9 protein-coding genes and 1 pseudogene are annotated in these 12,934 nt (G+C 45.7%); all 10 read right to left on the bottom strand.

Annotated features, from left to right (window positions below):
• Positions 1-7 precede the first annotated feature (7 nt).
• The gene (locus QUA70_RS00120) at positions 8-1,411 is read right to left on the bottom strand and encodes a hypothetical protein (protein ID WP_333344715.1); all 1,404 of its coding nucleotides are present in this window, start codon (positions 1,409-1,411) and stop codon (positions 8-10) included.
• Between the two features lie 59 nt (positions 1,412-1,470).
• Positions 1,471-2,328, bottom strand: a complete 858-nt coding sequence (locus QUA70_RS00115; protein WP_333344716.1) for a tetratricopeptide repeat protein — start codon at positions 2,326-2,328, stop codon at positions 1,471-1,473.
• A gap of 87 nt (positions 2,329-2,415) precedes the next feature.
• On the bottom strand, positions 2,416-3,318 hold the full coding sequence (locus tag QUA70_RS00110; protein WP_333344746.1) for an SAM-dependent methyltransferase: 903 nt from the start codon (positions 3,316-3,318) through the stop codon (positions 2,416-2,418).
• A 21-nt stretch (positions 3,319-3,339) separates the two neighbouring features.
• Positions 3,340-4,032, bottom strand: a pseudogene (locus QUA70_RS00105) (AAA-like domain-containing protein); the annotation flags it as partial.
• Positions 4,033-4,078: 46 nt separating this feature from the next.
• Positions 4,079-6,580: a glycosyltransferase family 2 protein gene (locus tag QUA70_RS00100; RefSeq protein WP_333344718.1), complete on the bottom strand. Its 2,502-nt coding sequence runs from the start codon at positions 6,578-6,580 to the stop codon at positions 4,079-4,081.
• Between the two features lie 699 nt (positions 6,581-7,279).
• The gene (locus QUA70_RS00095) at positions 7,280-7,861 is read right to left on the bottom strand and encodes a hypothetical protein (protein WP_190733456.1); all 582 of its coding nucleotides are present in this window, start codon (positions 7,859-7,861) and stop codon (positions 7,280-7,282) included.
• A 162-nt stretch (positions 7,862-8,023) separates the two neighbouring features.
• The gene (locus QUA70_RS00090; protein WP_333344720.1) at positions 8,024-9,862 is read right to left on the bottom strand and encodes a CHAT domain-containing protein; all 1,839 of its coding nucleotides are present in this window, start codon (positions 9,860-9,862) and stop codon (positions 8,024-8,026) included.
• A gap of 108 nt (positions 9,863-9,970) precedes the next feature.
• The gene (locus QUA70_RS00085) at positions 9,971-11,110 is read right to left on the bottom strand and encodes a Gfo/Idh/MocA family oxidoreductase (RefSeq protein ID WP_333344722.1); all 1,140 of its coding nucleotides are present in this window, start codon (positions 11,108-11,110) and stop codon (positions 9,971-9,973) included.
• Positions 11,111-11,255: 145 nt separating this feature from the next.
• Positions 11,256-12,215 carry a glutathione synthase gene (gshB, locus tag QUA70_RS00080; RefSeq protein WP_333333826.1) on the bottom strand — a complete coding sequence of 320 codons (960 nt, stop codon included), beginning with the start codon at positions 12,213-12,215 and terminating at the stop codon, positions 11,256-11,258.
• Between the two features lie 67 nt (positions 12,216-12,282).
• Positions 12,283-12,546 (bottom strand): glutaredoxin 3, encoded by a 264-nt coding sequence (gene grxC, locus QUA70_RS00075; protein ID WP_333212381.1) that lies wholly within the window; start codon positions 12,544-12,546, stop codon positions 12,283-12,285.
• Positions 12,547-12,934: the final 388 nt, after the last annotated feature.

Here is a 12,934-nt window from a genome sequence, read left to right as displayed (position 1 = left end):
GGTTTCATTAATTGGGTTCAGAAAATTTTAACACTATTCCATCATCGTGCAACTTTTTAAATATCTTTACTCTGTCTTCATGTGAAAACACTGGAGTTTGATAAAGCCTTTCTGTAACGTAGTAAGGATTGATGAGGAATGCAAGCTCTAGATAAGCCGTTTCTGTACCAATATTACTTTTGTTTCCCAGAAGATGGCTTACTTCGCCAAGAAAGAAAAGAATATAACTCCACATTTCTGTCACTTCAAAGTTTTTCCATAGCCATAATTGAGGCTCTTTTTCAACACCTGATGTAGGGTTCTTTATCACCTCTTCCAAAACAAGCTTCTTTAATTTATGTCCCTCCTCAGCATGACTATTTATCCATTGCAACTGCTCTATACTAACTGACGGTTTTGGAACATTAATTTGATGTCGTAATACCTTTTTAATTTTTTGACAAAACTCCACTTCTGTATCTTCAAAAAACTGCTCTAATTTTCTTTGAATCTTTTTAATGTCGTTTGGTTTTAATGACCCTCTTTCTTCCTTCTTTTGGTTAGCCTCAATTATGGTGAGAATTAGCTTAGCCATCAAGTCCCCTGGACTAAGTATCAAAGCTTGTTGGAGAAAAGCGATCGCCCTAATGTAGTGTCTTTTTTTATCCTCTGGGTCTGAGTGTTTCTTGGTCAAATAAAAAGACAAGAAAGCGTGTTCGTAAAGATTTACCCTGCCACTTTTCAAGAATGGAACGGGAGAAGAAGACTGTTGCATAATCTCCATACTGGGAGCTATTACAGCTTCAACTCCCAAATCCCAGAATGAATTTTTGTAGTCTTGAGTCAATCTGTAAACTGTCGATCGCATACCCCATGCCCAAGCGTATGTAGGCATGAGTTCAATCGCTCTGTTAAGGCATTTCAAAGCGTCTTCTGCGTGTTGTTGTATTTTTTCTTGTCCGCAAGAATTCTCTGGATTAGGTTGCTGAGATATCGGCTCATGCAGGAATTGGCTGATACCCTTAGTTATATACAGGCGATGGGTTGCCCCCAAGTGAGCTAATGCCCAGGCATAGTTACTGTCTTCTGGTGGTTTAGAGTCAAGCGCTTTTTGGAAATGCTCGATCGCCTTTTCAACATATTTTGGCCTTCTGTTATTTTCCGTAATTGCTCGAAGACGATAGGTTTCACCTAGCTGTGCATGAGCCCAGAAATACCTATCGTTTTTGTCGATCGCTTTCTTTAAATAATGTTTTGCTTTCCCATAATCCATCACATGGTAATAGCTTGCTCCTAAGTGAGCATTAACCCAAGCATTGTCAGGATACATTTGGAGTTGTTCAAAGATCTCGATTGCCTGTTCGTAAGCCCCTGACAAGCGAAGAGTTTCTGCTTGTTGAGCCATCATCATATCGCTGGTATCCATCTGCATAAAATTATCCTGAAAAGACACTTGATGTTTAATTACTTGAAATTTGTTTTCTCAAACACTTAACTAGCGAGTAATGCCTGAGTTATCGGGTCGTCCCGCCAATCCAACCAAGCTGGATCATGACCGACTAACTCAATGGCTTCATCGTTGATAGGAATAGCTTCTCGCAGATATTCCCATGCTTGTTCGCAGTTACCTGTCAAGATTGCTAAACCGCAGAGTCGGTAGAGAATATCTCCCCGATCGCCCGTTTCCCATTGAGCAAGTAATGCTGTCCGCGATCGCTCAATTTCGCTTGCTGCTTTGTCCAATCCCTGCCAACGCGCCTTAGATACTGCGATACAGTACAAAGCTGTAGTCTCATCAGCAATTTGTTGCAACCTCTGTTCGCAACAGGCGATCGCCTCAGAATATTGGCCATCATAACAAAGGATCAACCCTTTCTCAATTTGCCAATTTTTCCCCGCAAATATGGTTTCGTCAAGGGCGATCGCTCGATCGAAGTCAATCAAGGCTTTCTTGTAGCACTTCATCAACTCATAGAGGCGACTGCGATAAGCGATCGCCCAAACGTAATCCGACTGACGTTCAATTGCTCGATCCAAGTCAGCCAGCGCCTTTGGGTAATATGCTTCTCCCAGAAAGCGGTAGGTTACGCCTCGGTGAGCGATCGCCCAATTATAATCAGGGTTCAGTTCAATGGCGCGGTTGAAATCTGCGAATGCCTCCTGATAGCGTTTCATCAAATAATAGGTTTCGCCCCGATGTGCGATCGCCCAAGCATTGTTAGGTTCCAAGTCGAGCGATCGGTTGAAAGAGTCTAAAGCTGCTTCAAAATGTCCCGTCAGCCGATGGTTTTCACCATGATGAGCCAGAGCCTTAGCATCGTCAGGGTTTTGTTCTATATAAAGCGACATTACCACATTTTTTCTCCTCTAACACATACACTTTTTATCGGCTGGACAAAAAGTGTAGTTTTTACTACATTCTCTTGGCCAACTACCTTAAGTTTCTTTCACAAAAGACATACCCAACCGCGCCATCATTTCACTGTCTACAGGTGCAGGCGCTTGAGGAGGAACATAAAGTGTCGAAACTAGAGTAACACGAATCTCAGCCAGTTTGGACAGAGGAATATGCTGGATAACTGGCTCGCAAACCGGGTAATAAACCGCTGCTTCGTAAACAATTACTTCGTGGTCAGCACCATAGTATGTTTCTAAAACTTCAGCTAACACATTTAGACCGCGCAATTGAATCTCTTCTTGATAAAAACCCAGATTGCCGATCGTCGCAATCTGCCACAAAATTAAAGCACTGGTCGGGTCAAATTTACGCCCCCGAATCAGAAAGTCAGTGGCTTCAAAACTTTGACATCCGTTGCGTCCTGGGTCAAGACCCAGGTCAGCAAATAAGCAATCTTCCGCTGAAATTCCTGGTAACATTTGCGCCCTAAAACCTTCACGACGCGCCTGTTTAATTGCTTCATGGGTAGGGTAAGCGAAAACACCGGGATGACCGTAAAAAACTGCACAGATATTCAACCCCTGACGAACTTCAGCCAAAATGCGATCGACCATTTCTCGATAAGTTTCTCTGCGCCACTGATTGTTGGTATTGTAAGGCAAGGCTTCTGCGGTGACATTGAGTGTCTGCAGCCATTTAGCAGTAACTGGGTCAGCTACGGCGAACAGAACCTTGTCAGCTTGCTCGATCGACGCCTTTGCTGCTAAGGTCAGATGACCAACTAATTGAATTCCCGTCCCGACAATAGTTAAAGATCCCGTTTTCAAATGTAACTTCCTCCAAGCGATCGCAAAATGTGTTTCAGTTATGGTAGTAACGCAAATTGCTAGTAATATAATTAAAGCTGCTTCTACAGGTGTGTTACTTTTTACAACTTCCACGAATCCTGCCAGCAACTCTGGCTGCTGTTGTAGGTTCCACAGTCGTTGTAGGCGATCGCCATAAATTCCGGCACAGATGGGAGAGTTTTGCAACACTTGCTCTGGAGTGACATCCCCACGCCCGATATGATCAAGACCTACCCGTACTAAATAGGTATTCCTGTTTACAAAACCCGTCAGTTGCTGGGCATCTTCCGCTGACCAATCCTGCCCTTGCCGTTTCGCCCAATCCTACACTTGCTCGCTTTTAAAGGGCCGTAGCCCCACATTAAACGGCGATTTATTTGCGCTCAGCGAGATATACAGCTTAGTGGAGTGTACCACGACTAACCGGAGTTTTCGCCCAATTCCCCGATTTTTTGCTTCCTCCTGCCAAGTTCGCAAAAATCCGCAAAAGTCGATGTCAAATTGGAATAGGCAAAACAAGCGATCGCGATCGCCTCAAGCTAACACTAAGGGTTTGGTTGTTGAGAGTAGCAAATACTGCTCGAAGTACATCTGGCAGCTAACCGGGCTGCCAAATAACTCATCCCAAGATTCTGGTATTTGATTGCCCAGTTGCCAACCCAAACCGACCTTGGCGCAGAACCACCGCCAGAATTTTTCCAAATCTTTAAAACTTTCTCTATTTGCTAACTGAAAATGTATAAAAATTTTTGCACGATTACTTAAAAGATATGAGTTAAGGTCATCTAAAAATCCATCAACCTTCATCTGCTGATATCTGCCGTGAAAAATTCCCCACGAGGAGAAATTCCCTCTAAAGTTGCGAAACTGCGATCGGTCTAACTGCCCTATTCCTCTCAAAAACAGCCCTCGGTTTCAAAGCAATTCTCAGCAACAGCCACAGCGATCGCCATTCTCCGGGAGTTTCCTGCCGCTGCCACTGGCCCGGGCGACAGTACAGCATTTCGATCAAACAGCGGTGCTGGCTAATGTTCAGGCGATCGAACGCAATTCGCACAGTGGGAAATTCCCGAAAACTGCACTCTTTCCCATCCCGAAAACTCGACCCCAACTGAGATTTATCGCTCACCAACTCAATCTTAGCCACAGGAATAAAACAGTTCTCTTCCATAATTTCCAGAGTCGCCGAATCGCAATCAATCAAACCTTTGGCAAAACTTCCCTTAGTACCAAACTCAAGAACAGACGGCGCTACCGATCTCCTTGGCTTGACTGCCGCACTGCGAGGGATCGCTTTTATTTTACCCTGCGATAAACTTGTCTCAAAGGCATATTTTGGCAAAATCTCTGCTGCTGTAAAACTTTCTTTACTGCCTTTATTTTTCACCGCAAAACTTGGCCACTGCGTCAAGGCAACTTCAGCGCCACTTTCCGAAATTACAGTGGTTACACCCCAAAAACTTTTACCGCCAACATTCAATTGTACAACCCTGCGTAAATTGAACCATTCGTAAATGTCCGGCTTAGGAATATCCACCAAAATCAGTAATGCAATCCCGATCATCAGCAGGTTGTACGCGCTCCAAATCCATCCCAAACTCATTCCTTTTGACAAATGTGCACTTTCTGATAGTGAGTGTACGGTGCCCACATTTTTAACTAAATTAATGTTTAAATTGTGCCACAAACTGAATGCGGTAGCTGCGAACAAGACAATCAAAGGCCATCCCAAATTCCAGTTAAAACGAAAGCGATCGCTCGCCATTCCTTTTGGCGTTACCTGAAACCCTTTCCCAAAGGGATTCAGCATGGAACTCACCACCGTCACTGCTAAAGGAATACACTGAACGAAGGAATAAACATCGGAAAGCAAAGCCGATCCCGATCTGCGGTTCAGCCAAGAAAATACAGTAAGTTGCACCAAATAGTAAGGCAGGAAAAAGTACAGCAATTCCCGCGCACTTGCCCGCAAAGGAATTATGCCGAAAAACGAATAACCTAAAGGTATCAACAGATATAAAACCTTGGTTAAACTGGTAAACCAGTGCAGCAATCCTTCCAAATGAGACAGCCTTTGTACGAATCTGAGACCGCGAATTGTTAAAGGATTGGAATCAATAAAAAAGGCCTGAAGCGTGCCTCGCGCCCAGCGTAGCCTTTGATTTAGATGAGCTTCTATATTTTCAGCCGCCAACCCAGCACTCAATTTTTCATCTAAATAAACTAAGCGATATCCGGTTGCTGACAGCCGAATTCCGGTAAAATAATCTTCGCAGATTGAATCTGTGACCAAGCCTCCCGCTGTTTCTAAAGCACTTCGCCTCACTACAAAAGATGTACCGCAGCAAACCACACTGTCGGCGCTGTCTTTGATGATTTCAATTTGCCTGTAAAATATTTCTTCTTCCGGCGCGAGTACATTTTCTAAACCTAAATTACGGGAGATGGGGTCGTGGTTGTAAAAGCTTTGCGGTGTTTGAACGAGGGCGATTTCGGGATTTTGAAAAAATCCAACTGTTCGAGTTAAAAAGTTTTTAGTGGGAATAAAATCTGCATCGAAAACTACAATTAGTTCCCCATTAGTTAGGGCGGTGGCGTGATTGATGTTTCCAGCTTTGGCGTGAATATTATCGGGTCGGGTTATATACTCGCATCCCAGTTCTTTTGCCAGCAACTTGATTTCAGGGCGCTTGGTATCGTCGAGCAAATATACTTTTTTGTTGGCATAATCTAAAGCTTGACAGCCGATTACACTGCGCCGTAAAATAAAAGCCGGCTCGTTGTAAGTTGGAATCAAAATATCTACGGACGGGGCGAAGTTTCCAGCTTCAACTGCAACTGCCATGCGATCGGCTTCTCGACGCCGGTCTTTCATTCTCAGCATTAAATACAGTTGAATACTGGTGTTGAAAACCAGTAGCATTTCTAGGAAAAACAGCCCCAAACTAAAGATACCGTTGAGGGGATCGGTTAAATTTAGAGTAGCGAGCGATCGCCATAAAACGTAGCGAATGGTTAAAGCCAGAACTATTGCAACTACGACAGCGCGCGACCATTTCTGCGGTTGAGGCGAAATTTTAATTGCAGCTAAAGCAACACAGACAAGTGCCACAGTCGGCAGTAACAAATACATCTTGCTCGTAGCAGGCACTTGCAGCCACACAGGCGGGTTTTGCTGCCAAGTGTTAATTGTGGCAAAAATACCGCTGACAGTACCTTCACCTGAAAACCAGGCCCCGGCGATCGCACCTGCGAAAGCAACTGCCCCCAACACGACTAGCGTTGCCGCCGGCACCCGCGAAATCCGCCAAAAGCGGCGTTTCAAGTCTTGAAGATCAAATCTTGAAGTTGTCATAAAATAATTTTAAAGTCCCATCGTGTATGCAAAAGTAAGGGTTTCTTGCTGTCCACTTTTTAATTCAATTGAAAATTCCGACACACCTCAATTGCTCTATTTACATTTTTTAACATTTTGACCCTTGTATGATAATTCATCTTGCTTGCGGTTGCCAAACTGCTTAGCGAGTCCAAACCTGGCAAAATATAGCAGAAGGAAGAAGGAAAAAGGCTTTAGTTGCCTAGGAGAAAAGTCAATCGGTTTTAGATTTTAGATTTTAGATTAAAGAATTGAAGCATTGACCCCACGGATCAATTCGGGGGCTTGTATCCTGGATGCTTTCGGTCAGAAGCAATCTTCGGCAAGGATTTCAGCAATTAAGAACCTCCTAACTTACCTGTTGCAGCAATGTCAGCAACAGGCTTTCGGGCCTGTTCCACAATAAAAAATATTTCTTGTGGGCCGCTTCTCCGACGCCGCCCCTAAAAAGCTTATTGAAAATGCTGCCACATCTGAGCCCTAACCGTCTGGCGCGCTTGCTATAGTTCAAAAAAAATTATCTTCTCTACAAATCAAATAGGATTGCTATATCAAACTATAGCAATCCAGAGAATTTAGCAATTAGACGAATTTGACATCTAACTAAAGGTAGATTAATTTTATATTAATTAAAAAAAATTACCGCGATCGCAGCCCAAAAACCCAGCCATCAAAAAACTAATCAGCAATTTCTAATTGCGAGATTGCATAGCGGGCGACAGCCAAACTAACTCTGGCTTGTTCTATTTCCGACAATTGGGCCCAAGGTCTTTTAGTAGCCATGACCAATTCCCCCCCTTCCGAATCAACATCTCGCATGGCATAAGCCAAAGGACGTGCCAACACCTGCAAATCTTCCTCAGCCCACTGAGGCAAAATATCTAAGACGCACTCCACCATTTGGTCAGCTAAAGATTGATACTTAACAGTTGCGTTTTGCACGCTTTGAGCGATGCTGGCCAGAAAATCTTGAGGAACGCGAGCAAATTTTTCGCGCAAAGACTTTTGCAGAGCAGTCGTCAGCCAAACTTGTTCTAATTGCGAGAATAAAACTTGTGACTTCAGGGCAATATCGCTGTCGCTGAAAGAATCAGATAACGCAAATTCCTGCTCTAGGGCAGCCAAATAAGATTCTGATTCAAGCTGTGCAGGATTCCAGGGATAAGCAACATCAGTCTGAACTATGGTGGCGAGAAGTTCCATCTGGGCTTGAGTTTGTGAGTCGCGAAAATATTCAGAATCAGGAGATTGGGTAGCCATGATGTAATACCTCAGGGGGAAAAGGAAAATATAGAAGGGGGACTGTGCCAAGAGCTAGTTGCGAGCTATCAGTGGTAAGTAACTCTTTTAAATTCAGACTGGAGACTCAACAGAACTTTGCTGTGCTACTCGCCGCTTGCCTTCATTAGCTACACCCGCATCTTAATTCGTTCCGCAATCAGACTCACTGTAGCCCGAAGTTTTGGGAAGCTCAATAGTGAACTCAAAAATCTGACCTTGAGAACTGCCAAATTTTAGCTGAGTCCCGCTGCGTAGCAGCAATTCTTGGTGGTGAACTCTCTGCCATCCCTCAGATCCCAAAACTAGAGTCCCGTAGCGAGAAAAATCGCGCAAGAAGTAGCTAGGTTCTTCCCGGCTATCTCCGATCGTGTTTCGGCAGAAAATCTCGGCGTGTTTTTGAGAAACCCACTGTTCTCGAATCACTACATCGTTTTCTTCCCAGCGTCCGACTCGAACCATACCTGCGCGAATCGGCCAAACCTGATTAATCGAGTCGGTGGATTTGGCATTTGGTCGATCGCGCCCCCGCAAATAAGCACAAGACGGCAACCGACCCAGCCAAGTAGAAGAATTTAAAGGCAATTCAGTTTTGAGGTCATCTACCGGCTCAGTTAGCTGACCGTCAAACTCAGGGTGCATATACAGCACAGGCAGCGTCCAAGCCGGTTGATTGAACTTGTAGAGCGTCAATAACTGCTGTCTGGCGACGGCGACTGCCCGATCGATCGACATCCGTCCGGCCAAAGCTTGGGCAAAAGTTTGGATAAAACTCCGGGCCTCGCGATCGGCGATCGAGTCCCGCATCCCCAACACCGCAGGCACCCCGTGATGGATCAGTACCTCAGCCAAACTGCTGCGGGCGATCGCCTGTTGCTGGCCGTTAGTTGAGTGCAGCCTCTCCACCGCCGGCTGAGCTCCCCAGCAGGCATTAAACACCGCCAGAGTCACGTGACACCGAACTAATACCTGAGCTAGTTCAGTGCCATTAATCGCCGTTTCCGGCCCCAAAAACAGCAAACCGCCGTCGGGGCCCGGTATCCCGTGGCCGGCGTAAAACAGAATGTTGTAAGCTTGCGTTTCCAGCCGAGAAATGAGTTCCGCCGGAGTAGGTTCGATCAGAGTATCGACGCGAGTCGGAACGCTGATGTCAAAATATTTGCCGCTGTCCTCGGTTTGAAAAGCACTTTCCAGAACGCCAGCTAAGGCGAGTGCTTCTTCTCCCAACTGCAAATGACCGTTATTGCTGTTGGAAAATTGAGAATTAGCACTGCGGCCGGGTTCTGCTTGTCCCAAAACTAGCAAAATGTTGAGCGACTCCGCAGGATGTAGGGGTGGCAAAGGTTCAACATTGCTGGTAGTGCGGCTGAACAGCAGTTGCTGCGACAGAGAAATTGCCGGTTGACCCGCTTGAGGCTGCATAATTTCCCAAGGCAAAGCAATTAAATACGGTTCGCGCAAGTCTACGCGCACTCGTAGGGGTAGATTTTGCCCGATCGCGATACCTTTACTTTCCTGGAGACTACCCTGAATCGGGCCTTCAAACAGCCACTGCCAAAGATTAATCCCCAAATGCTGCATCAGGCGGCTGCTGTAGCTTGCCGGTGGCCGAGGCGGATGCTGATCCCCGTTGTCGCCCCACCCCTGTTGACCGAGGTGGAGCGGCACAGAGGGCTTCGCTGGAGCGAGGTGGAGCGACTGAGGACTTTGTTGTTCAGTTTCTGCCAGTATATTCTGGTTGTTTTCCGGCGAGACGAAACTGCCATCAGGATTTAGGGGCAATTCGTGAATTGTCCCGGAGGGCGAAAACATTTCCTGCCAAGCTTTCCAAGATTGGGATAGGGTATCGGGCCACATACAGTCGTGGTGAACGTACCCGCTGGGATAGGGAGCTTGTAGAACCCAAGTGGCAAAATGGTTTGCCCCAGCGGTTCTCAGGCGAGCGATCGCTATACTGAGGCAAGGACTTTCAGGGCGCGCCATTCACAACTACCGACTCTGGATATAGGGATTGATCGAGTTTATCTATTCGTAGTTTATCGGGTTTGGGGTGCGATCGAGTGCGTGAGATTGCTTGGGGAGGTTTCACTTTTACTTAGTGCCCAAAAATTTATCTATATTAGGTAAATCTACCCAAGTTCCCGTAGCATTCGACTCCTGGGTCAAATCCATCAACAACTGTGAGTAAACCCCTTCTCTGAGGGACGGTATCAAAGATTTACCGGCATCTATTGCTTCTACCCACCTATCTACTACTCGAATAAACGGTGCAATTCTCCCGTCTGGATATACTTGAGGAAACTCCAATCTTTGAGGAATTTTGATTTCAGCTAAAGGTTCTCCACCTTGGGAACCCCACAAGCGAAAGCCGTGGACGTAATCTTGCTGGTTGTCGCTTCCCAACACCAACGTACCCTTACTTCCGTATATTTCCACCCAGTGTCCCCGCCCTTGATAAGTAACAGAACTCAAACAAACTTGACAAGGAGTTCCCCCGGCTAATTCCAGCATCAACGTGCACGAATCATCTGCATCAACTAATTTTAAATTTCCCGAATCATTTGGATCTGGTCGCGCCGAAATTCCTGTAATCAATTGCCCAGAAAGCTTCTGCGGCGGGCCGAACAGCCAGCTAATATAATCAAAAACGTGAGAACCCGTCGCGCCCAAAACTCCGCCGCCTCGCTCTTTTTGCGCGTACCAATTCCAGGGGCGACTCGCATCAGCGCGGCTCGACACCAGCCAATCAATCTTAATTAAACGCTTTTCTCCCACATATTCTGCTGCCAATAATTCTGCTAGCATTTGCCATGCGGGGATGAAGCGAAACTCAAAGTCCATTGTGGCAATTGCTCTGGAACCACCATTTTTAAAATCGGTTTGAGATTCGTTGTTTGCCAATCGGTAAAGTTCCCTGGCTTCATTTGCTGTCAGGGCGGTGGGTTTTTCTAATAATAAATGCTTGCCTGCTTCCAAGACGGTTTTTGCCATTTCAAAATGCAAAAATGGCGGTGTGGAAATGCTGACTCCCGCTACTTCTGGGATGGCTACTATATCGGCTATCGAGTCGCAAGCGTAGGGGATATTGTGGGTAGAGGCGATCGCCTTTGCTTTGTCTAAATTCCGGTGGTAAACAGCGACAACCTCTGTCCGGTGATGGGCCTGGAATCCGGGAAGGTGCACTTTTTGACCGAAACCTGTACCGACTACTGCAACGCCAATTTTTGACATAATTTAATAATTGTTGACTGTTGACTGTTAACTGTTGACTGTTGTTATTTGTTAGCTGCGACCAATAACTAATGACCAATAACTAATAACTAATAACGACTAATCAATGACTAATAACTAATGACTAATGACTAATGACCACTCACTACTGACTAACTACCCATTCAATTACTTGTTTGCCCAAATTAACGCCGTCAAACAAGTCAATTTCTCTGATCCCTGTAGGGCTGGTGACATTAACTTCTGTGAGATAACCGCCAATGATATCAATGCCGACAAAGTACAGTCCGTCCCGTTGCAGCACTGGTTCTAACTGAGCACAAATTTGCAGTTCGCGAGCGGTAATTTCGGTTTTTGCGACTCGGCCACCAACGGCCATGTTGCCGCGAAATTCATTACCGGTGGGAATGCGGTTGATAGCACCGATGGGTTTACCGTTCAACAGTATAATCCGTTTATCTCCCTCTTTTGCTTCCGGCAGATAAGTCTGAACCATCACTGGAATTTGCCCTTGTTGAGTGCTAATTTCGACCAGGGAGTTGAGATTGCGATCGCCCGCCTCCAAGAACAAAATCCCCTCACCAGCTTTGCCACCCAAGGGTTTAAGAACTGCCGCTCCTTTTTTCTCAACAAATTGCCGAATTACCTGTTTGTTTTGAGAAACAATGGTTTCGGGGATCGCTCCCTCAAATTGCAAAGCATACATCTTTTCATTCGCCGCCCGCAATCCTTTGGGACTGTTAACTACCAAAGTTTTAGCGGGATCGATGCCGTCTAGAAGGTAAGTAGCGTAAAGGTAGGGAACGTTGACTGGGGGGTCTGTCCGCATAAATACTGCGTCCATTGCTTCCAGAGGCTGCAAAGTAGGATGTTCTACCTGGTACCAAGCCTCAGCAGCCTCCCAGCGTCCCTCTACCACTTTTACTGGGGTGAGGGCTACCCGACTTAGCATTGCCCAAGTTTTGCCGCCGATGACGCTTAATTCGTTGGCTTGAGTTGCCCAGACTTCGTGACCCAACTCTTGAGCGGCTTCCATCAGCGCTACGCTGGTATCGTGTCCTGGAATTAGTCGCGCGAGGGGATCGATGATGAATGCAAATTTCATTGTCAATTAAAATTAAGAATTGGTCACAGGAAAATTTGGGCTAACGGAAAATTCGACAGGGAATGCCTCATTTTGCTGCTAGCAGCGGATCTAGCAGGCCTTGAGTATCGAGTTTGTGGATTTCGTCGCAGCCGCCTATGTGTTGGTCGTTAATGAATATCTGGGGCAGGGTGCGCCCTCCGTTGGCTCGATCGCTCATTTGAGCCCGTGCTGCTTCATCTCCGTCGATCGCGTACTCTGTAAAATCAATCCCTTTTCGCTTCAGCAGTGCTTTGGCACGAATGCAAAACGGGCAGGTTCTCCAAGTGTAAATTTCTACTTTAGGGGTCATGGACGCTCAAGCAATAACAATATTTTTTAATTGTAATCTTAACCATAGTGCGGACTGTTTTTAGTTCCTAGGCTGAAACCCTTGATTTTTGGTTGGTAGCGAACTTGCCTTGGAGCCTTGAAACCCTTATTCTACGGTTGACTCTCAAAAACTGTCGGAAGGATTGATCTTAACCAATCTTATTTTTATTTTTATTTTTATTTTTATTTTTATTTTTTAATTTTTATTATATATAGCAACCTTATCTTTTGCACCGGAGGTTATTCATTGCTGAAACCCTTGCCGGGCAGTGCATTTGCCTTCTTCCTTGTTTTTACCCTGACTGAAGTCGCTATAGATTTCTTCCTTCAACATCCGGCTCTATTTGCAGCGCACAAGCGAGGTGTCA

Source organism: Microcoleus sp. LAD1_D5, assembly GCF_036702115.1.
GTDB lineage: Bacteria > Cyanobacteriota > Cyanobacteriia > Cyanobacteriales > Microcoleaceae > Microcoleus.
Note: the sequence above shows the minus strand (reverse complement) of the source record. Positions and strands in the feature narration are given on the sequence as shown.